General features: G+C 41.5%; 22 protein-coding genes. 18 read left to right on the top strand and 4 right to left on the bottom strand.

Annotated elements, in window-relative coordinates; genetic code table 11:
- Position 1 precedes the first annotated feature (1 nt).
- The 8 genes from AC5WOF_RS09350 (at position 2) to AC5WOF_RS09385 (ending at position 8,159) form a co-directional block, all read left to right on the top strand.
- On the top strand, positions 2 to 820 hold the full coding sequence (locus tag AC5WOF_RS09350; protein WP_496049695.1) for a TlyA family RNA methyltransferase: 819 nt from the start codon (positions 2 to 4) through the stop codon (positions 818 to 820).
- 26 nt (positions 821 to 846) lie between these two features.
- Positions 847 to 1,380: a hypothetical protein gene (locus tag AC5WOF_RS09355; RefSeq protein ID WP_496049696.1), complete on the top strand. Its 534-nt coding sequence runs from the start codon at positions 847 to 849 to the stop codon at positions 1,378 to 1,380.
- Positions 1,381 to 1,404: 24 nt separating this feature from the next.
- On the top strand, positions 1,405 to 2,256 hold the full coding sequence (locus AC5WOF_RS09360) for an NAD(+)/NADH kinase (RefSeq protein WP_496049697.1): 852 nt from the start codon (positions 1,405 to 1,407) through the stop codon (positions 2,254 to 2,256).
- Positions 2,257 to 2,267: 11 nt separating this feature from the next.
- Entirely contained in the window at positions 2,268 to 2,714 is a 447-nt protein-coding gene (gene ahrC, locus AC5WOF_RS09365) for a transcriptional regulator AhrC/ArgR (protein WP_496049698.1), read from the top strand.
- A 14-nt stretch (positions 2,715 to 2,728) separates the two neighbouring features.
- Entirely contained in the window at positions 2,729 to 4,426 is a 1,698-nt protein-coding gene (gene recN, locus AC5WOF_RS09370) for a DNA repair protein RecN (protein WP_496049699.1), read from the top strand.
- 131 nt (positions 4,427 to 4,557) lie between these two features.
- The gene (spoIVB, locus tag AC5WOF_RS09375; protein WP_496049700.1) at positions 4,558 to 5,811 is read left to right on the top strand and encodes a SpoIVB peptidase; all 1,254 of its coding nucleotides are present in this window, start codon (positions 4,558 to 4,560) and stop codon (positions 5,809 to 5,811) included.
- A gap of 99 nt (positions 5,812 to 5,910) precedes the next feature.
- Positions 5,911 to 6,687, top strand: a complete 777-nt coding sequence (gene spo0A / locus AC5WOF_RS09380; RefSeq protein ID WP_496049701.1) for a sporulation transcription factor Spo0A — start codon at positions 5,911 to 5,913, stop codon at positions 6,685 to 6,687.
- Positions 6,688 to 6,854: 167 nt separating this feature from the next.
- Positions 6,855 to 8,159 carry a hypothetical protein gene (locus tag AC5WOF_RS09385; protein WP_496049702.1) on the top strand — a complete coding sequence of 435 codons (1,305 nt, stop codon included), beginning with the start codon at positions 6,855 to 6,857 and terminating at the stop codon, positions 8,157 to 8,159.
- Positions 8,160 to 8,252: 93 nt separating this feature from the next.
- Here the strand turns inward: AC5WOF_RS09385 and AC5WOF_RS09390 are convergent, their stop codons facing one another.
- From AC5WOF_RS09390 to AC5WOF_RS09400, 3 genes are all read right to left on the bottom strand, one after another.
- Positions 8,253 to 8,489, bottom strand: coding sequence for a hypothetical protein (locus AC5WOF_RS09390; RefSeq protein WP_496049703.1), 237 nt, complete (start codon positions 8,487 to 8,489; stop codon positions 8,253 to 8,255).
- A gap of 132 nt (positions 8,490 to 8,621) precedes the next feature.
- Positions 8,622 to 9,569 (bottom strand): superoxide dismutase, encoded by a 948-nt coding sequence (locus tag AC5WOF_RS09395; RefSeq protein WP_496049704.1) that lies wholly within the window; start codon positions 9,567 to 9,569, stop codon positions 8,622 to 8,624.
- 78 nt (positions 9,570 to 9,647) lie between these two features.
- Complete coding sequence (locus AC5WOF_RS09400) at positions 9,648 to 9,941, bottom strand: DUF2627 family protein (protein ID WP_496049705.1); 294 nt, start codon at positions 9,939 to 9,941, stop codon at positions 9,648 to 9,650.
- 214 nt (positions 9,942 to 10,155) lie between these two features.
- Here AC5WOF_RS09400 and yqiS point away from each other — a divergent pair, with 214 nt between their 5' ends.
- From yqiS to lipB, 7 genes are all read left to right on the top strand, one after another.
- Positions 10,156 to 11,082 (top strand): phosphate butyryltransferase, encoded by a 927-nt coding sequence (gene yqiS, locus AC5WOF_RS09405; RefSeq protein ID WP_496049957.1) that lies wholly within the window; start codon positions 10,156 to 10,158, stop codon positions 11,080 to 11,082.
- 18 nt (positions 11,083 to 11,100) lie between these two features.
- Entirely contained in the window at positions 11,101 to 12,207 is a 1,107-nt protein-coding gene (locus AC5WOF_RS09410; protein WP_496049706.1) for a Glu/Leu/Phe/Val family dehydrogenase, read from the top strand.
- Between the two features lie 177 nt (positions 12,208 to 12,384).
- Positions 12,385 to 13,797 carry a dihydrolipoyl dehydrogenase gene (gene lpdA / locus AC5WOF_RS09415; RefSeq protein ID WP_496049707.1) on the top strand — a complete coding sequence of 471 codons (1,413 nt, stop codon included), beginning with the start codon at positions 12,385 to 12,387 and terminating at the stop codon, positions 13,795 to 13,797.
- Between the two features lie 68 nt (positions 13,798 to 13,865).
- On the top strand, positions 13,866 to 14,804 hold the full coding sequence (locus tag AC5WOF_RS09420) for a thiamine pyrophosphate-dependent dehydrogenase E1 component subunit alpha (protein ID WP_496049958.1): 939 nt from the start codon (positions 13,866 to 13,868) through the stop codon (positions 14,802 to 14,804).
- 16 nt (positions 14,805 to 14,820) lie between these two features.
- The gene (locus AC5WOF_RS09425; RefSeq protein ID WP_496049708.1) at positions 14,821 to 15,804 is read left to right on the top strand and encodes an alpha-ketoacid dehydrogenase subunit beta; all 984 of its coding nucleotides are present in this window, start codon (positions 14,821 to 14,823) and stop codon (positions 15,802 to 15,804) included.
- A 19-nt stretch (positions 15,805 to 15,823) separates the two neighbouring features.
- The gene (locus AC5WOF_RS09430; protein WP_496049709.1) at positions 15,824 to 17,050 is read left to right on the top strand and encodes a dihydrolipoamide acetyltransferase family protein; all 1,227 of its coding nucleotides are present in this window, start codon (positions 15,824 to 15,826) and stop codon (positions 17,048 to 17,050) included.
- A 34-nt stretch (positions 17,051 to 17,084) separates the two neighbouring features.
- Complete coding sequence (lipB, locus tag AC5WOF_RS09435) at positions 17,085 to 17,729, top strand: lipoyl(octanoyl) transferase LipB (protein ID WP_496049710.1); 645 nt, start codon at positions 17,085 to 17,087, stop codon at positions 17,727 to 17,729.
- Positions 17,730 to 17,785: 56 nt separating this feature from the next.
- Here the strand turns inward: lipB and AC5WOF_RS09440 are convergent, their stop codons facing one another.
- Positions 17,786 to 17,962, bottom strand: coding sequence for a hypothetical protein (locus tag AC5WOF_RS09440; RefSeq protein WP_496049711.1), 177 nt, complete (start codon positions 17,960 to 17,962; stop codon positions 17,786 to 17,788).
- A gap of 133 nt (positions 17,963 to 18,095) precedes the next feature.
- Here AC5WOF_RS09440 and AC5WOF_RS09445 point away from each other — a divergent pair, with 133 nt between their 5' ends.
- From AC5WOF_RS09445 to mce, 3 genes are read left to right on the top strand one after another with little or no spacing between them, the layout of a single operon-like run.
- Positions 18,096 to 19,661, top strand: coding sequence for an acyl-CoA mutase large subunit family protein (locus tag AC5WOF_RS09445; RefSeq protein ID WP_496049712.1), 1,566 nt, complete (start codon positions 18,096 to 18,098; stop codon positions 19,659 to 19,661).
- Positions 19,662 to 19,676: 15 nt separating this feature from the next.
- Positions 19,677 to 20,075, top strand: a complete 399-nt coding sequence (locus AC5WOF_RS09450; protein WP_496049713.1) for a cobalamin B12-binding domain-containing protein — start codon at positions 19,677 to 19,679, stop codon at positions 20,073 to 20,075.
- Positions 20,076 to 20,079: 4 nt separating this feature from the next.
- Positions 20,080 to 20,496, top strand: coding sequence for a methylmalonyl-CoA epimerase (gene mce, locus AC5WOF_RS09455; RefSeq protein ID WP_496049714.1), 417 nt, complete (start codon positions 20,080 to 20,082; stop codon positions 20,494 to 20,496).
- The last annotated feature ends 3 nt before the right edge of the window (positions 20,497 to 20,499 follow it).

The following is a 20,499-nucleotide window of genomic DNA, read 5'->3' on the forward strand; positions in this document are numbered from 1 at the left end:
AATGGCTAAGGAAAGATTAGACATTCTCCTTGTACAAAAAGGATATTATCCCAGTCGGGAACAAGCCCAGCGGGCCATTATGGCTGGGCTTGTTTTTGTAGACAATGAGTCTTCGACCAAAGTGGGTACTAAGTATCCAGTGGATAGTTCAATTCACATAAAAGGAGAAACCCATCCTTATGTAAGCCGCGGAGGCTTAAAACTAGAAAAAGCACTTCACGTTTTTTCTATTGATATGAAGAATAAAGTGGTATTGGATATTGGTGCGTCCACTGGCGGCTTTACGGATTGTTCCCTGCAAAACGGAGCTTCCTATGTATATGCCATAGATGTGGGATATGGTCAGCTTGCTTGGAAACTTCGTACAGATGAACGAGTAAAAGTGATGGAACGTACGAATTTTCGTCATGTACAAGCCAAAGACTTAATAGGACCAGTTCCTAATTTTGCAACTATCGATGTTTCTTTTATCTCCTTATCGAATATCATTCCGACGTTAAATCGATTACTACTTGATAAAAGTGAAGTAGTAGCTTTGATTAAACCACAATTTGAAGCTCAAAAAGATCAAGTGGAGAAAAAAGGAATAGTGCGTGATGCAGCTGTTCATCGTGATGTATTGAAAAGAATGATCGAAATGTTCACCCGAGAAGGTTATGGAATCGCAGGTCTTTCTTCCTCGCCGATAAGGGGAGGAAAAGGAAATATAGAATTTTTAGCGTATCTGATAAAGGGAACGGACGAACGTTCTTTTTCTATAGAGGAGCAGATCGAGCTGGTATTACAAGAAGCTCATCAATCCCCCATGTTGGAAGAATAGTTTTCTTATGGAGAGAGGGAGGGAGCGTGTCACACTCAGGTGATTCCATTGTTTTAGTACTTATCATTCTATTTATTTTATTTTTGATACTGAGAAAATGGGTTTCTTTTCAATTTGCCAAAGACATACTATTGAACAAAACACAAAAAGAACCCAAACAGATAAAAGGCGAAGTAGCAGATTTACTTCGAGAATATGGTTATGAACCCATTGAAGGAAAGAAAAAAATTCCTATCTCCATCGAATTGGATAAAGAGCCATATGAGAGCAGAATGTTTATCGATTTTTTGGCGATGAAAGAAGATTTATTATATGTGGTGCTTGTCGCAAAAGAGAGAAAACCTTTACGCAAAACAGGAGCAGCTATCCGTGATCATCTTTTCCCATTTTTTTTGCTCTATCGACCAGCAGGAATTGTATATGTCGATAAAGCAAAAAATAAAGTGTCACTTGTACAGTTTTCTCATGCGGCGTTATTGGAATCACAAAAAAAATTTCCAATGGGTTATGTGATTACTTTCTTAATTGGTATGATTTTGATGTGGATAATACAAAAATGATAAGCGTAACCTTGAGGTGGACAGATGAAAACAATAGGCATCATGGCTAATCAAACTAAATCTACGGCACTGACGGTTGCAAAAAAGCTGACAGATCTGATTGAATACAAAGGTGCTACTGTATGTCTTGATACAGATCTGGCAAAAGTACTTGGTCAAGAACATAAAGGGATTCCTTTGGATGACTTTCCTATACATGTAGACTGTACCTTTGTGCTCGGTGGAGATGGTACACTACTTGGAGTGGCGAGAAAATTAGCCGGTTCCCGCATCCCCATATTGGGGATTAATTTGGGATACCTCGGTTTTTTATCCGAAGCAGAACCAGAAGACCTCTCTGCATCCGTTGATCGAATATTAGCGGGAGATTATTGTGTCGAGAAAAGACTCATGCTAGAAGCAGAAGTGATTCGCCAAGATGAAGTGATCAAAAGAGGAATTTCCTTAAATGATATTGGAATCGCAAAAGGTTCTTTTAGCCGGATGATTACGTGTACCGTAAAAATGGACGGAACCTTTGTCAGTACTTACTCTGGGGATGGGGTTATTATTTCTACTCCAACGGGTTCCACTGCTTACTCCCTTTCCTGTGGGGGTCCTATTGTTTGGCCAGGCTTGGAGTGTATTTTACTCACGCCAATCTGCCCGCATACCTTAACTTCACGTCCTATGGTGCTTCCGGCAAATAGTATTTTAGAAATCGAGGTTGCAGCCAATCACAACGAAATTGGTGTTACAATAGATGGTCAAGAAGGATTTACGTTAGAACGTGGAGATATTGTTCGAATTGGGAAGTCACCTTGTTCCACACATTTGATCAAATGGAAAGAGCGTACTTTCTTTGAAGTAATCCGCAAAAAATTGCAAGAGCAGTAGGAGCGATTTTCATGAAAGCACAGCGTCATATTCGTATTCGGGAGATCATAACAAGTAAAGATATTGAAACGCAGGATGATTTAGTAGCGGAGTTAAAAAAAGCTGGCTATAACGTCACACAAGCGACGATTTCCCGTGATATCAAAGAATTGCATCTCGTAAAAGTTCCACTTAGCAATGGGGCCTATAAATACTCCTTGCCTGCAGACCGTCGCTTTAACCCATTGCAAAAATTAAAGCGATTATTGCAAGAATCTTTCGTTGGGATAGACTTTGCTGAAAATCTAGTCGTCATGAATACATTGCCAGGTAATGCCCATGCTATAGCAGCTTTATTAGATAATCTTGATTGGGATGAAATATTGGGGACGATTGCTGGAGACGATACGATTTTGATCATTTGTCGATCCAAACCAGTAGCGGAAGAAATAGTTCAACGGTTCTTAGACATGTTGTAGGGGAAGATGAGTTTATGCTAAAAGAACTGTCCATCCATCAATTTGCCATCGTAGAAAATATAAACCTGACTTTTGACCAAGGTTTCCACGTATTGACGGGGGAAACTGGGGCAGGGAAATCCATCTTAATAGATGCTCTTGGACTAGTCATTGGAGGCAGAGCTTCTAGTGATTTTGTTCGTCATGGTTCTCCAAAAGCAATTATTGAGGCTAGTTTCGACTTCCCAGCAGACCATCCTGCTATCGCATTGTTAAAAGAATGGGATATTGAGGCAGAAGAAGAGTATCTCATCATTCGCAGAGAGATTGCAATAAATGGGAAGAGCACTTGTCGAGTTAATGGACGTATGATCACTTTAGCTATGTTAAAACAATTAGGAAATTATCTCATTCATATACATGGTCAACATGAGCATACGGGATTGCTGCAAGTAGAAGAGCATCTTGTCTGGTTGGATCAGTTTGGTGGATCTAAAATCTTAGATAAACGTAGGGAATACCAAAATGTATATCGTCAATATCAAGAGATAACCAAACAAATTGCACAGCTCGATCTCGATCAGCAAGAGATGGAACGGCGAGTAGATATGCTCCAGTTTCAGGTATCTGAAATAAAAGATGCAAGATTGGTGTCTGGGGAAGAAGAGACATTGCAAGAAGAAGAAAAACGGTTAGCTGGTGGTGAAAAATTAGTTTCCCGGGTATCAGGAGCCTATCAGATTTTATCGGCTGAAGGCGGTGGAATCACTCAGCTGCGTCGAGCGGTATACAATTTGCAAGAAGTGGCAGGACTTGATTCCGCTATCCAAAGCATATTAGAAACGATGGAAGCAGCTACTTTTCAATTAGAGGAAGCAGCTCGAGATCTGAGTATTTATCAAGACAGCTTAGACTTTTCGCCAGAGCGGTTATATGAAGTACAGGATCGAATTCATACGATCCGGCAATTGCAGCGCAAATATGGAGAGACCACCTCTGATATTTTGAACTATCTGGAGAGTGCAGAAGAAGAATTAGAGCGGCTTTTGAATGTGGAAGAAAATAAAGAACATCTATACGAGAAACAAAAGCAGTTGAAGAATGAGTTATTGCAAAAAGCAGCAGGGTTGACTCAGTTAAGAAAACAAGCAGCTTCAGAGCTGGAAGTACAAGTCGAAGTGCAATTAGCTGATTTGATGATGGGTTCCAGTGTTTTTCATGTTTCTTTTTTTCCTGATCCCTTGCAAAAAGCAGCAATCACGGTGACTGGGATGGATCAAGTCGAGTTTCAACTTTCCCCAGGCCCTGGAGAACCTCTCAAGTCATTAACCAAAATTGCCTCAGGCGGGGAGTTATCTCGGATCATGCTGGCATTAAAATGCATTTTTAGTGGGCGTGATCCAGTACAAACGTTGATATTTGACGAAGTAGACACAGGGGTGAGTGGTCGAGCGGCTCAGGCGATTGCTGAAAAAATAGCCTTACTTGCTTCTGAAAACCAAGTGCTGTGTGTTACCCATTTGCCGCAAGTGGCGTGTATGGCTGATGTCCATTTTTATGTATCCAAACAGATCAGTGATCAAAAGACAAGTTCTGGAGTTGTAAAGCTGGATAAAGCAGGGAGAATTATGGAATTATCTCGAATGCTCGGCGGGGCAGAAGTTACAGCCAGAACAAAGCAGCATGCTGCTGAAATGTTATTTTTAGCGAATAAAGTCAAAACAAGACAGTAACGAAAATGTTCCAAACTGTTTATGGGCTAGGAAGCATTTGTTACTTATAAGGAAACAGTATCAAGGGCAAATTAACTTCACAAGCCTCTCAAGTGCGAAGGAATAGGTAGAACTCGCAGGAGAGTGGTAGTGTGCAGCAAAAATGGTTGAAGAGAAGTTTAGGCCTTATTTTTGTCCTTCTCCTAACCGTTGTCAGTTTGTCGCCGACTTGGCAAGATTTCATGGCCTTTCCAAGCAAAATCCGGATGGTGAATGGAGAACTGTTAATAAAACCTGCTCATTTACCAGTCCAATATAGCGCGGATAAAGCAGGTATTCATTATGCTACCCTAAACATTGGGAAAATACCCGTCAAACGCGCAACTGTCCAAGTAGTTCCTCCTGTGAAGGTAATTCCAGGTGGTCAGTCAATCGGGATTAAATTGAAATCCAAAGGGATTATGGTGGTAGGACATAATTTGATTCAAACATCTGCTGGTAATATTTCTCCTGCTGAAAGAGCTGGGATTCAAGTAGGAGATACCATTTTACGTGTCAATGGTCAAGCAGCTACGAGTGTAAAGACACTTGGTCTACTTGCTATGGAAGCAGGAAAGGCAAATAAGTTTTTACATTTTATTGTACTAAGAGCAAACAAACAGCATCAGGTACGTTTAAAACCACTTATGGATCAAAAGGAACAGACTTATCGAATGGGGATGTATGTACGCGATACGGCAGCTGGTGTTGGGACATTAACTTTTTTAGATCCAATAGCACACAAATACGGAGCACTTGGTCATGTGATATCAGATGTTGATACAGGGCAGCCGATCGTAGTAGGACAAGGAAAAGTTCTTCGTTCACATGTTACCTCGATTCAAAAGGGTGAATCAGGCGAACCGGGTGAAAAGCGTGCGATTTTTACCGATGAAGATCAAATACTTGGGAATATTGTCCGGAACACTCCCTTTGGAATATTTGGGGAAATGCGTGAATTACCAAATAAAGGGTTATATAATAAGCCGATAGCTGTAGGATTACAAGAAGAAGTGAAAGAAGGTCCAGCAAACATATTAACGGTGGTAAATGGACAAAAAGTAGAGTCCTTTAAAATCCAAATTGTGAGTGTGAACAAACAGCGCTCTGCTTCCACAAAAGGTCTTATTCTAAAAGTGACAGATCCACGACTCTTGAAACTAACTGGGGGGATAGTTCAAGGGATGAGTGGAAGTCCGATTATACAAAATGGTAAAATAATAGGTGCGGTGACTCATGTTTTTGTTAATGATCCTTCTGCTGGATATGGTACTTTTATCGAATGGATGCTCAAGGATGCGGGAATACAAACCATTGCGGATACCTTAACAGGTGCCGCTTTTTTCTGTAGGTGCCCCGTTTTTTGAAATGATATCTCTTTGTGGTAATTATAGGAAGAAGGAAAGAAGAATTCATTTGTCGAAAATGTTAAACAACAGTTTTGATGAGAGAAGGGGGAGAGAGATTTGATTAAATTGATTATTGCGGATGATAATCGAGAGTTTACGCAATTATTAAAAGATCATTTTAACAGTCAAGAAGATATGGAAGTATTGGGAGCAGCTCACAATGGTGGAGAGGTACTAGAACTGATAAAGGAGCGGACTCCAGATGTACTCGTATTAGATATTATCATGCCTCATTTGGACGGATTAGGGGTATTGGAACAACTCCAGCAGATGAACTTGTCACCAGCACCAAAAATTGTCATGTTAACTGCTTTTGGCCAAGAAAATATTACCCAGCGCGCCGTGGAGCTAGGGGCATCTTACTACATTTTGAAGCCATTTGATATGGATGTGCTCACAGAGCGAATTCGTCAAATGATCGGACAAACTGCACCAACTACTTCCCGTGTTCGTGCTGCGGTTCCCGTATCATCACGCCTTGGTAATTTAGATGCAAATATTACTACCGTCATTCATGAGATCGGAGTTCCAGCTCATATAAAAGGTTATTTGTATTTAAGAGAAGCGATCACCATGGTGTATAATGAAGTTGACTTGCTCGGAGCAATTACAAAAACGTTATACCCTCGAATTGCCAAAAAATTCAATACTACCCCTAGCCGAGTGGAAAGAGCTATTCGTCATGCCATCGAGGTTGCTTGGAGTAGAGGGAATATGGATTCCATTAAAAATTTATTTGGTTATACGATAAATGTTACCAAAGCAAAACCTACCAATAGTGAATTCATCGCGATGGTTGCCGATAAATTAAGGATTGAACATAAAATGGCATAAAATTCGCAAAGTAAAATCGAAATATTAGAAAATGTATACCCTTTCAATTTTGAAAGGGTTTTTTAAATTTTTGTTAATACAGAGAAAATAAATTTGCTTCTTAGAGCACAACGTCTTTATAATGGGATTAAGACCAAGTCGGTCCCCCCACGTTGAAAGGACAGTAAGTGGGCACCAGTAATTTGGCAAGTGGCTACCACAGTGAACAGCTGTACGAAGACGCGCGGAGGTTGCTCGATCACCGCCTCCGTCTGATCAACCCGGAACTCCCTGAGATCAAGCAATATCTGCAGGAGAAGTATCCGAAGATCGCTATCCCGTGGGCTGACGAAGAGCTTCCCGCGAGTCTTCGTAAGATCGAGGAAGAAAACCCTCACATCAAGATTCCTCGAATCAAGGAACTGGGATACCACAGCATCGCAGTTGCGCTGTATCTTGAGATGGTCACCGACCCGAAGAAGCGGAAGCGGTTCCCCGAACTGACACTTGAACAGTGTCAGAGGGCGGTTGATGAGGAGATGCGGCACCGTGAAACGTGTCACCAAATCATCACGGCTCTGACCATGGACATCATCGGAGACCTCGGGGACGATTTCCTCAACCTTGTGTCACAGAAGTGCGGTGAGGAAGTAGAAGGTACGCTTCGAGGCACCGTCAAGAAAGCTTTGGTTGGAGATGAGCCACTCCTCGCATCTGACGAGACCATTGCTGATGGGATCGCCACTCAGAACAAGGAGCACGCTGGACAGGATTGGCAGAGTGGTGATGTCGGAAAGACAAACCCAATTGTTCGAATCGTCGATTCGGCATCGAAGTCCATTCAGGTCTACAACGATGACATCGTCGAGGCGATTCGATCTTCGGCTGAGCATCGTCTTGAGCAGGAGTGGGAGATGGCTACCGCTCCTGTCGCAGAGCTCTATGAGCTCGCGGATCGGATGATCATCAAGGAGTTCGGCAGGAACAACTTCTCGATCAAGGATCTGCTCTGCATTGTCCGTGCGAAGCAGCAGGGTTACACGAAGTTGAAGTTGCAGCAGGAAGATGCGGAAGCAAGTATGCGGAAGGTGATGGAAAACATCTCCGTATGCGTTACCGTCATCCTGTTCCTGTTCCTCCACCGTCTGGCAAGGCGAGTCCACACTGTTCACGAGTGGATTTCTCCCTTCGTTGGACGCTTCAAGAAGTATCAGTTCGGGTACTGGCTGTTCAACAAGTGTTGTTTCGCCATTGCCTATCCCCTGACCACGTCTCTCGCGAAGCTTTATGGGACTGTTGGTTATACCAACGCAGCTTGGTACATCAAGGAAAAGCCGGTTGATCTCTTCGAACAGATTGATAAGGCTTCTGGTAAGAGTCCTTTCCTGCTCTTTACGGCGGGAGTGATTGTTGCCATGGCCAATGCCAAGACGGCACATGATATCCGTACAAAGGAAGAGAAGAACGAATCTTCCAAGGCGGACAAGAAGTAACTGACTTCCCAAAGACAAAAAAGGAAGTTAGCTGCTTGTGAAACGGCCGGGTTCGCTCCACTCCAGGAGGGACCCGGCCGCACTCGTTGTCTTTCATTTTATCCTCACAAACTCTTTCCTCATTAATATTGTGCGATGCCGTTTCTTCGATTCCCGAATCTTCCTGAAAATGTCTTCAGCTTCTCGGTATTGCTCTCCTGATAAAGCACGTTTGTAAGCTTTCTCTAGAGGAGCTACTTCTTCTTTGTAGAAGATATTTGCTCGATTGGTGTAGCGTGCTTTGGCTTTTTGTTGACTTTCTTTATCTCTCGTCTTTCTTTTTTTACTCATCATCCCTGTCCCCTCTATAAAAAAATAGCCAATAGTAGGGTGAATGGTGGTATGTGGTGGGATGTGTATAAAAGTATGTTCTATTCCGCATTGCTTATTTTTATTATATAGGAAAGTGCTTTTCTATTACCCTTAATATGGAGTCCAAGCTAATTTTTTTGCTTTACGATAACGTTCCTGTACTGCTGGCCAGTTGACGACATGCCACCAATTTTTGATATATTCTTTCCGTTTGTTGGGATATTTTAAATAATAGGCATGCTCCCAAACATCAAGAGTTAAAAGTGGAATGACATCCCATTGGGAGAGGTTTTGGTGTTTCTCTGCTTGTAAAATTTCCAAACGTTGTGACCTAGGGCTGTAGACAAGAATTGCCCACCCGCCGCCTTCTACTTTTTCAGCTGCCTCAGAGAAATGTTTTTTAAATTGGTGAAAGCTCCCAAAATCGCGGCAAATTTCTCTTTTTAAGGAACCGCTCGGTTCTCCACCACCGTTTGGACTCATCACTTCCCAAAAGATAGTATGTAAATAGTGTCCGGCACCGTTGAAAGCGAGTTCGCGTTCCCAATGTTTTATGAGGTCATATTGATTGGTGATTCTCGCTTTTTCCAGCATTTTTTCTGCTTTATTCAGATCATCTACATATTTTTTATGATGTTCATCATGGTGCAAATACATGGTCTGTTCATCGATGTATGGTTCTAAAGCGTTGTAAGCATAAGGTAAGGGGGGTAATGTATGCCCTCCAATAGGAACAGGGTCATATGTATGTGTTTCACTCGTTTCTTCACTACTGAGGTATGCGGTTCCATAATAAGGTTCGTAGATGTTTTCTTCTTGAAAAGTAGTATATTCCTTTTCGATATCTACCAACTTTTTCAAATATTGATAGTAGCTATTTGGATCGGGTGAGGCAGATTTCACTTCTGCTTCCAATTTTTTTAATCTTTTTTTCAATGATTCATGACTACTTGTTTCTAAGTCAAAAGGGTCTTGTAATAACCATTGCTGATGAAAACGGATCGTCTCGAGAATCGGTTCTTTTAACCATTTCTCATACCACTCTTGATACGTTGACATACGAAATCCCTCCCAATAGGAAAATATGCAACTGTATCTAAAACATGCATAAAAAAAAGATCCCTTTCGGTCAAGGATCTAAACTTTGTCAAGAAAAGCATGTTTTTCTTTTTTATATTCATCCGTCTTTTTCAGCAGTTTAGGCTGAATTTTGTTTCGCTTTTTATCGCGGTAAAAAATAAATCCTCCTACAATCGTTAAACCGAGTAAAAACAAGATCAGTCCGAGTACAAAAGTGAAAAGGGGAAAAGATTCACCAGCTGCTGTAGAAAAGAGAATGTCACGCATGAGTGTCCAACCATAAACACTGATTCCCCCAGGGATACACATGAGAATAATGGCAATAAGTCTTTGAAAAACTTCCTTTTGCATGTCAAGTCACCTTCCTATGTCCACGATCATTTTACTTCATTTCCGGCACGATATCCACCTGTGTGGTATGATAGGAGTGTGCTGTTTTCCATACATAATTCGGCTGGATAGATTGACTCATTCTCTTGTTTTCTCTAGGATATAAAAGGATCTAGGTATTCAAAAAGTCTTTTTCGCGAACCCTAATAAGACAATCCAGACAGAGGAAAGAGGAATATGTTTGAGTAAGTTGAAGACATTTCAAGAAATAGTAGTGAAGGCAGAATCACTTCCTTCGGTCACAGTTGCAGTAGCAGCTGCTGATGATCGAGAAGTCTTGGAAGCAGTCCTAGATGCAAAAAAACATGGGATTGCTCAGTTTCAATTGTACGGAAAAAAACAAGAGATCGAACGTATTAGTAGGGAAATCGGACTTACTTTAACTGCTGGGGAATTTATTACGGATACTTCTGATGTACATGCTGCTTGCATTGCAGCAGTGTCAGCAGTGAGAGAAGGAAAAGCAGATGTTGTGATGAAAGGTATGGTACAGACTGCTGACTTCCTTCGGGCAATTTTACATAAGGAAAAAGGTTTGCGGAGTGGAAAGGTACTCAGTCATGTGGCTACCTTTGAAGTGACAGGTTATGATCACCTCATCCATGTGACAGATCCGGCTTTAAACGTAGCACCTACACTGCCAGAGAAGTTTCAAATTGTGGAAAACATCATTGAATTGTGTCATGCATTAGGATGTGAGGAACCAAAAATAGCTGCTCTTGCAGCGGTTGAGGTTGTCAATCCCAATATGCAAGCGACGCTTGATGCTGCTGCTCTTACCCAGATGAATCGTCGTAAGCAAATAAAAGGAGCGATCATCGATGGCCCTTTCGCCTTAGATAATGCAGTATCTGTGGAATCAGCAGAACATAAAGGAATCGAAAGTCCAGTTGCAGGGAAAGCGGATGTCCTTTTGGTACCAGATATTGAAGCTGGCAATATTCTTTATAAATCGATGGTCTACTTCGCAAAAGCGAAGATTGGTGCTTTGGTATTGGGGGCTAAAGCTCCAATTGTGTTAACATCACGTGCGGACTCTGCGGAGGCAAAGCTGTATTCGATTGCCTTAGCAGCAGTACAAGTAGCAAATTCAAATCGTTAGAAATGAAGGGATCTCCTCGTGGAATTGTTTAATCGATTACAAGAGAGTAATTATGAGCAGCTGGTATTTTGTCAAGATGAAGTTTCAGGTTTAAAGGCAATCATTTGTATACATGATACTACACTAGGGCCTGCACTTGGTGGGCTAAGAATGTGGAACTACCAATCAGATGAAGATGCGATAGAAGATGTTTTACGATTGGCAAAAGGGATGACATATAAGGCAGCTGTAGCTGGATTGAACTTAGGTGGAGGAAAAGCTGTTATTATCGGAGATTCACGGAAGGATAAGAGTGAGGCTCTTTTTCGTATGTTTGGCCGCTATGTAGAAGGGCTGAATGGAAGGTATATAACGGCTGAAGATGTTGGTACAACGGAAAACGATATGGAATTGATTCACTTGGAGACCAGTTATGTCACTGGTTATTCTTCAGCATCCGGATCTGCTGGAAACCCATCTCCCGCTACTGCTTATGGTGTCTATCAAGGGATTCGAGCAGCTGCTCAAGAAGCGTTTGGGACCTCCTCGCTTGAAGGGAAAACAATTGCAGTACAGGGTGTAGGAAATGTGGCTTTTCGTCTGCTCGGTCACTTGGCTAAAGAAGGAGCCAGTCTGATTGTAACCGATATTCATGAAGAACAAGTGGCAAGAGCAGTTGTCGAATATGGGGCAACTTCCGTTTTGCCTGATGAAATTTATGATGCAGACTGCGATATTTTTGCACCTTGTGCGCTCGGTGCTGTCATCAATGACAAAACCATTGATCGCTTGAAGTGTAAAATTGTTGCAGGAGCTGCGAATAATCAGTTACACCAACCAAGACATGGCGAGTTATTACAACAAAAAGGCATTTTGTATGTACCAGATTATGTGATCAATGCAGGCGGAGTGATTCAGGTTGCAGACGAGCTGACTGGATATAATGAGGATCGAGTCATGCAAAAAGTAGCAAATATTTATGGCACAGTACTCGATATATTTGCGATTGCAAAGCGTGAAGGCCTTACTACACACCTTGCTGCTGACCACCTCGCAGAAGAGCGAATTGCTAAGATGAAACATGTGCGAAGCCGGTTTAATCGAAATGCCAGACATGCTTTGAATTTAGAAAAAAACGGAAGATAGTATGGATAGAAAAATTAGCCCAATCTAAAAATAGGATTGGGCTGGTCAAGTGAAATTGGTTTTTTTTAGTAATAAGATTTACCATTGCAAATCTTATTTACATACGTAAAGCAAACGGATTTAGCGTAGAGCTATCGTCGAAATTTACATAATTACATAGAAGAGAGAAGTGGGTGCATGGCACATCATTATGACTTAGTCGTGATAGGTGGAGGTCCCGGTGGTTACGTAGCGGCAGCACATGCTGCTCAAAAGGGATGGAAAGTAGCATTGGTAGAAAAAGAAAAAGTAGGGGGAATATGTCTGCATAAAGGATGTATTCCAAGTAAATCGCTACTGAAAAGTGCCGAGATGTATCATGCGATAAAAGAAAGCACCTCATATGGAGTAGAGACAGAGAGTGTTCGCTTAAACATGGAATTGGTACAAAAGCGAAAAACAGAAGTGGTAGATCGGTTGCACCAAGGAGTAAATAATTTGTTGCGTGGTCATAAGGTTGACATATATCATGGTACAGGCAGGTTAATGGGACCATCGATTTTTTCCCCACTCGCAGGTGGAGCGATTGCTGTCGAAAAACAAGAAGGTGAAGCAGAAATGCTTGTCCCTAAATTTGTATTACTAGCAACCGGCTCTCGTCCAAGGATGTTAAGTGGATTAGAAGTGGATCATACTCATATACTCACATCTGATGATGCTTTAGAACTACAGGAATTACCTGCATCGATGTTGATTGTAGGTGGAGGAGCCATTGGTGTCGAATGGGCTTCCATGTTAAGTGATATGGGTGTGCAAGTAGTTCTAGTGGAATATGCGGACCGAATCTTGCCTTTGGAAGATGAAGAAATAAGCAGCGAGATGAAACGAATTCTGGAAAAACGAAATGTTACCATATGGACAAATGCACAAGTAGAGGCGCATAGTGTACATATAGAAGATGGACAAGTAACGCTTTCTATTATACGAAATGATTCAGACACAGAGCATACGATCACCATCAATCAGGTGTTAGTATCTGTGGGAAGAGATGCAAATACAGAGGATTTAGGATTGGATAATACCAATATTCAAGTAGAACGTGGGATTATCCAAGTAAATCATTCTTACCAGACCGCAGAGGCCCATGTCTATGCGATTGGTGATGTTATCGGTGGATATCAATTGGCTCATGTTGCATCTCGTGAAGGAATACTTGCTGTAAACCACATGATGGGAGATGAGATAGAATTAGTAAATCCTAACCAAGTGCCACGTTGTACGTATAGTCGTCCGGAGATAGCGAGTATTGGATTGACGGAAAAAGCAGCAAAAGAACAAGGTTACGATGTTGCAGCAAGCAAATATCCTTTGAGATATCTTGGTAAGCCTTTAGTATATGGAAATGCTGACGGATTTATAAAAATAGTAAGTGACAAAAAAACGCAAGACTTGCTAGGAGTCCATTTGATAGGTGTACAGGCTACTGAGTTGATCGCAACAGCTAGTTTAGCTAAATTTTTAGATGCTTCACCTTGGGAAATCGGACAGGTTATTTTTCCTCATCCTACTTTTTCTGAAGTATTTGGAGAAGTAACACAAGGATATAAATAGACAAGCAAGGGAGGGATTCCAGTTTGAAACATCGAGAACTGGGGTTAACAGATGAGCAGGTTCGAGAAATGTACCGCTATATGCTGTTAGCTAGAAAAGTGGATGAAAAAATGTGGCTTTTGAACCGTGCAGGAAAGCTGCCTTTTGTTGTTTCCTGCCAAGGACAAGAAGCAACACAGATTGGAGCAGTATATGCGCTAGATCGGCAGAAAGACTGGCTATGTCCTTATTATCGTGATTTAGGTATGGTGCTGTTGTTTGGTCAAACAGCTCGTGATCAAATGCTATCTGCTTTTGCCAAAAAAGATGACCCCAATAGCGGGGGGCGTCAGATGCCAAATCACTTCGGGGATCGTCGTTATCGGATTTTATCTGGTTCTAGTCCTGTTACGACCCAAATGCTCCATGCTGTTGGAATTGCATATGCAGGTAAAGTAACAGGAGAAGATCATGTGGTATTAACCTCATGTGGCGAAGGTTCTAGTAACCAGGGAGATTGGCATGAAGCATTGAATTTTGCAGGTGTTCATAAACTTCCTGTGGTGTTTTTAGTAGAAAACAATATGTACGCCATATCTGTGCCACTCAGTAAACAATTAGCTGGAGAAAATGTTGCTGCCCGTGGACAAGGTTATGGAATGCCAGGAATCCGTGTAGATGGTAATGATGTTTTTCAAGTATATGATGTGATGAAGCAAGCAGTAGAACGGGCGAGAAAAGGAGAAGGACCTACACTGATTGAGGCAGTCTCTTACCGTCTAACGCCACATTCGAGTGATGACGATGATTTGACTTATCGGACAAAAGAAGAAGTAGATGAAGCAAAAAAACGCGATGGTTTATTTGTGTTGGAAACTTACTTAGACGAACATCAGTTGTGGACAGCCGATGAGAAAGAGGCGTTGAGTAAAGAAATGGACGCAGAGATAACGGAAGCGATCAAATTCGCTGAAGCGGCAGACCATCCTAACCCAAATGATTTATCCAAGCATGTTTTTGCCGGATAGAGAGGAGAGAATTTAAATGCCTGTAATTTCTTATATCGATGCTGTTACAGAGGCAATTTCCGAAGAGATGGGTCGCGATAAAAGTGTCTTTGTTCTAGGGGAAGATGTAGGTGTAAGAGGTGGTGTGTTTCGAGCCACCAACGGCTTGATAGATCTATATGGCGAAGATAGAGTCTTAGACACCCCCTTAACAGAATCAGCCATTGTAGGAGTTGGAATTGGTGCAGCAGCATATGGTCTAAGACCTATTGCCGAAATCCAATTTGCCGATTTCATCATGCCGGCAATAAATCAGATCATCAGTGAGGCTGCTAAGATGAGGTATCGTTCCAATGGAGATTGGCAGTGTCCGATGGTTATTCGTGCCCCATATGGTGGAGGAATTCATGGTGCACTGTATCACTCTCAAAGCATCGAAGCATTATTTACTGGTGTACCAGGTTTAAAAATTGTTACTCCTAGTACACCCTATGATGTAAAAGGATTGCTTCTTTCCTCTATACGAGATAATGATCCTGTGCTTTTCTTTGAGCACAAGAAGTTGTATCGTTTAATAAAAGATGAAGTACCAAGTGAAGAATATACGATTCCTCTTGGGAAAGCAGATGTGAAACGAGAAGGAAACGACATTACCGTCATTACATATGGTCTGATGGTGCATTACACATTGGACGCAGCTAAAAAGTTAGCTGAAGAGGGGATTGATGTGCATGTATTGGATTTACGTACATTGATTCCGCTCGATAAAGAAGCTGTTCTAGAAGCAACTAGGAAAACAGGAAAAGTACTTATTGTACATGAAGATAATAAAACGAGTGGATTTGGTGCAGAGGTTGCAGCAGTCATTGCCGAAGAAGCGTTTTTTGATTTGGATGCACCAGTAAGTCGACTATGCAGTCCAGATGTGCCATCCATGCCGTATAATTCTAAACTCGAAAAGGCATTTATGCTGAGCCCAGAAAAAATAGCAGCAGCCATTCGCGAACTAGCAGAACTGTAGTTGACGAGGAGCGGAATAAATGACTATTGATATTGTCATGCCTCAGTTAGGTGAAAGTGTAACAGAAGGAACCATTTCCCGCTGGTTGAAAAAGCCGGGAGATGAAGTAGAAGAATATGAGCCAATTTGTGAAGTAGAAACTGACAAAGTGAATACGGAAATTCCTTCTTTGTACAACGGTAAAATGGGAGAAATTTTAGCTCATGAGGGACAAACCATTGAGGTAGGTGGAATCATCTGCAAAATGGAAGTCGAAACCGAAACAGCCTCACAGACTGTTGAGCCTGATGAGCCAACTTCTATAACCCAAGAACGAAATGAAGCGGATACTTCGATGAAACATCGTTATTCTCCTGCCGTTCTTCGTATCGCACAAGAAAATCAGATTGATCTCACGAAACTATCAGGCAGTGGAAAAGGTGGACGAATTACGCGCAAAGATGTCTTATATGCGGTGGAAAACAAATCTGCTGCTGCGTCTGTTCCTACTAAGAATGTAACTGCTCCAGTGGAGAAGAAAAAAGTAAAGGAAACTCTACCACCTGAAATATTAGTGGAAGATAAAATCGTGCCTGTTTCCTCGATTCGTCGTACGATCGCGGAGCGAATGGTGAAATCCAAAACAGAGATTCCTCATGCATGGACAATGATGGAAGCGGACGTCAGTGGTCTTGTTGCCTTGCGCAATAAGTACAAAGACGATTTTGCTGCAAATGGTATCCCTTTAACCTTTATGCCATTTTTCATCAAAGCGACGGTAGATACATTGCGTGAGTTTCCTTATGTAAACTCGGTTTGGGCAGAGGATAAGATCATTTTAAAGAAAGATATCAATATCTCTGTTGCGATTGCTGCAAATGATGCTCTATATGTCCCTGTTATTCATCAAGCAGACGAAAAAAATATTTTTGGGATTGCACGATCTTTGCAGCATTTGATTCATAAGACGAGAAACGGAAACTTGGGTATCGCTGATACGCAAGGGGGAACATTTACGGTTAATAATACAGGAAGTTTTGGTTCAATTGCTTCTCAACCGATTATTAATCAACCTCAAGTAGCTATTTTATCTTTTGAATCGATTGTAAAGAAACCAGTAGTAATCGACGACATGATCGCAATTCGTAATAGAATGAATCTCTGTTTATCGTTGGATCATCGTGTATTAGATGGTTTGACTGCTGGACAATTTTTAGCACGAGTAAAAGAAAGATTAGAGTCATACCAAGTCAATACTGCCTTATAAGAGAGTAAATTTTGCTTAGAAAAGAGTGTTCATCATGTTTGAGGTACAACGCCTTGGAATGGCGGCTTATCAGCCAACATGGGACGAGCAAAGAAATATTGTACGTTTCGTAGATGAAGGGAAGATACCTGATCAATTATTGTTGTTGGAACATCCTCATACTGTGACGATGGGACGGGGAAGCCACTTGAGTAACTTGCTTCTGTCTACACAAGATTACGAGTCCAAAGGGATCGATATAGTGGAAATTGATCGAGGTGGAGATGTTACCTATCATGGACCAGGTCAGCTAGTTGGTTATCCGATCTTTTATTTAGGCGATCAAAAGCATGATGCACATTCCTATCTTCGAGATATAGAAGAAGCACTTATCCGTGTATTGTCTTCCTTTGGAATTAATGGGGGACGGATGGAGAAACATACTGGAGTATGGGTAAAGGATGAAAAAGTAGCGGCTATCGGAGTGAAATTTCATAAAGCACGTAACAAAAAAGGATATATCACAAGTCATGGTTTTGCCCTTAACGTCAACACAGATCTTCAGTACTTTTCGACGATTGTTCCTTGTGGAATTACGGACTACGGGGTGACTTCTATGTCTCAAATTTTAGGTGAAGTAGTGGACATGGATATTGTTATGGATGAAGTTGAGATGGCGATGAAGGAAATTTTCACGTAAAAAACCGCGGTACAATACTTTTACCGCGGTTCCATCTTACCCATTATTCACTTTTCTTATTGAATTCCAACAAATAAATCATAAAGGGACAGGAGAGTCACCACAACTACACCTAAAGTGAATACTCCTCCAATATAAAAGCCCGCTGTGTTACCAGTTCGCTTGTTGTATGTAGTTCCAATAACTGCAAGAATACTGATGATTACAAGTAGTGGTACCATAAAATATTCCATAAATGAATTCACCTGCTTTCCGTAAACATCCACATAAAAGAGTATACTCATAATAGTAAAGAAAAAACAATCCCGAAACAACTTTTCATGACTTCTTCATCACAAGGTTCACTTGACCAATGGAGGAAAATAGATGGAACGTAAAGAGAAGTTTGAAACGCTTTCTGATATTCCGTTAAAGACAGTATATGACGAATCTGATTCTCCTAAACATACAAGCCCGCCAGGAGAATATCCTTATACAAGAGGCATCCATCAAAAGATGTATCGAAGTAGACTTTGGACGATGAGACAATATGCTGGTTTTGGCTCCGCAGAAGAGACCAACGAAAGATATCGTTATCTGCTGGAGCAAGGTCAAACAGGACTCAGTGTGGCTTTTGATCTTCCAACACAAATTGGTTATGATTCAGATGATCAGATGAGCATTGGGGAAGTAGGAAAAGTTGGAGTTGCTATTGATTCGCTTCAAGATATGGAAAAATTGTTTGCAGGAATTCCACTGGATCAAGTGAGCACGTCGATGACAATTAATGCACCTGCATCCATTTTGTTAGCGATGTATATTGCGACAGCAGAGAAACAAGGTGTAGACCCTAAGCTGATCAAAGGTACGATTCAAAATGATATTTTAAAAGAATATATTGCACGAGGTACTTATATCTTTCCTCCGAAACCTTCTATGAAAATTATTACGGATATTTTTCAATACTGCATGGAGCACACCCCTCAGTTTAATACGATAAGCATCAGCGGCTATCATATTCGTGAAGCAGGTTCAACTGCGGTACAAGAGGTTGCTTTTACATTGGCAAACGCCATAGCTTATGTGGAAACAGCACTATCAGCAGGTTTGGATATTGATTTATTTGCCCCAAGACTTTCGTTTTTCTTTAATGCTCATAATCACTTTTTTGAGGAAATTGCTAAATTTCGTGCAGTCCGTAGAATGTGGGCGAAAATCATGAAAGAACGTTTTCAAGCAAAATCCCCAAAATCATGGCAATTACGGTTTCATACGCAAACAGCAGGTTCGACATTAACCGCACAACAACCAGATAACAATATTGTTCGGGTCACTTTGCAAGCGCTTGCAGCAATATTGGGAGGCACGCAAAGTCTCCATACTAATGCACGGGATGAGGCATTGGCACTCCCTACTGAAGAGTCAGCTCGGATTGCACTTCGTACTCAACAGATCATCGCTTATGAAAGTGGAGTAGCTGATACGGTTGATCCTTTCGGCGGATCATATGCAGTAGAAAGTTTAACGGATCAAATAGAGGAAGCAGCCATTATCTATTTAAGTCAAATCGAAGAACTAGGCGGTGCTGTTACAGCAGTAGAACAAGGTTTTATGCAGCGGGAAATACGGAAAGCAGCTCTTGCTACTCAGAGACAGATAGAATCTCAAGAGCAGATCATCGTTGGGATGAATCAGTTTCAATTGGATAACGAGATTGCTCCAGAACTGCTTCGTGTAGACCCTGCTTTAGCTAAAAAGCAAATAGCATCCCTCCAAAAGTTAAGGGAGCAAAGGGATAATAAACTTGTTCAAACCGAGCTAACTCAATTGAGACAAGCTGCTAACAGCAGCCAAAATGTGATGCCTTATATTTTAAATGCTGTACGCGCCTATGCCACAGTTGGGGAGATCTGTAACACTTTGCGAGAAATTTATGGAGAATATGTCATCTAGAAAGGAGAGAGTGTTGTGCAAAGACCTATCCGTGTATTAATCGCAAAACCGGGCTTGGATGGACATGATCGAGGGGCATTGATCATTGCTCAAGCATTGCGGGATGAGGGAATGGAAGTAATTTATACAGGTATACGTCAAACACCGGAGCAAATCGTTGTCTCTGCCATTCAAGAAGATGTTGATTTAATTGGTCTTTCTTGCCTTTCAGGTGCGCATAATGAACTTTTCGCTGAAGTGATACGTCTATTAAAAGTGCAAGGAGCATCAGATATCCCAATCTTTGCAGGCGGTGTTATTCCAGCGGCGGATATTCCTCATCTCAAACAATTAGGGATCAAAGAAATCTTTCCGCCGGGCAGTACGATAAAAGATACGATAGCTTTTGTTCGAAACATGTTTTCTAAGGAGTGATAACATGAGTATTCAAAAGATCAGTCATATTGGTATCGCAGTAGAATCACTAGAAAAATGGATACCTTATTATCGAGATACACTTGGACTATCTTTTCTTGGAAAAGAATTTGTTGCGAGCGAAAAGGTACAAGTAGCTTTTTTTCAAATTGGCGAGAGTAGACTTGAATTACTTGAACCAACAGATGATTCAAGTCCTATTGCCAAACATCTGCAAACAAGAGGAGAAGGATTTCACCATATTGCCTATGAGGTGGACGATGTTGCTACATCCCTCTTAGACCTTGAGCAAAAGGGTATTTCCTTGATACATAAAGAGCCAAAAAGAGGTGCCCACCAGTCACAGATTGCTTTTCTACATCCTTCTTCAACAGGAAAAGTATTAACAGAACTCTGCCAATCGCAATCACAGGAGGACTAGATG

Source organism: Shimazuella sp. NTD250 (genome assembly GCF_059510375.1).

Coding starts and splice junctions, on each gene's coding strand:
- AC5WOF_RS09350 (WP_496049695.1), top strand. CDS start 2: ATGGCTAAGGAAAGATTAGACATTCTCCTTGTACAAAAAGGATATTAT.
- AC5WOF_RS09360 (WP_496049697.1), top strand. CDS start 1,405: ATGAAAACAATAGGCATCATGGCTAATCAAACTAAATCTACGGCACTG.
- ahrC (WP_496049698.1), top strand. CDS start 2,268: ATGAAAGCACAGCGTCATATTCGTATTCGGGAGATCATAACAAGTAAA.
- recN (WP_496049699.1), top strand. CDS start 2,729: ATGCTAAAAGAACTGTCCATCCATCAATTTGCCATCGTAGAAAATATA.
- AC5WOF_RS09390 (WP_496049703.1), bottom strand. CDS start 8,489: ATGAGTAAAAAAAGAAAGACGAGAGATAAAGAAAGTCAACAAAAAGCC.
- AC5WOF_RS09395 (WP_496049704.1), bottom strand. CDS start 9,569: ATGTCAACGTATCAAGAGTGGTATGAGAAATGGTTAAAAGAACCGATT.
- AC5WOF_RS09400 (WP_496049705.1), bottom strand. CDS start 9,941: ATGCAAAAGGAAGTTTTTCAAAGACTTATTGCCATTATTCTCATGTGT.
- lpdA (WP_496049707.1), top strand. CDS start 12,385: ATGGCACATCATTATGACTTAGTCGTGATAGGTGGAGGTCCCGGTGGT.
- AC5WOF_RS09420 (WP_496049958.1), top strand. CDS start 13,866: ATGTACCGCTATATGCTGTTAGCTAGAAAAGTGGATGAAAAAATGTGG.
- AC5WOF_RS09425 (WP_496049708.1), top strand. CDS start 14,821: ATGCCTGTAATTTCTTATATCGATGCTGTTACAGAGGCAATTTCCGAA.
- AC5WOF_RS09430 (WP_496049709.1), top strand. CDS start 15,824: ATGACTATTGATATTGTCATGCCTCAGTTAGGTGAAAGTGTAACAGAA.
- lipB (WP_496049710.1), top strand. CDS start 17,085: ATGTTTGAGGTACAACGCCTTGGAATGGCGGCTTATCAGCCAACATGG.
- AC5WOF_RS09440 (WP_496049711.1), bottom strand. CDS start 17,962: ATGGAATATTTTATGGTACCACTACTTGTAATCATCAGTATTCTTGCA.
- AC5WOF_RS09445 (WP_496049712.1), top strand. CDS start 18,096: ATGGAACGTAAAGAGAAGTTTGAAACGCTTTCTGATATTCCGTTAAAG.
- mce (WP_496049714.1), top strand. CDS start 20,080: ATGAGTATTCAAAAGATCAGTCATATTGGTATCGCAGTAGAATCACTA.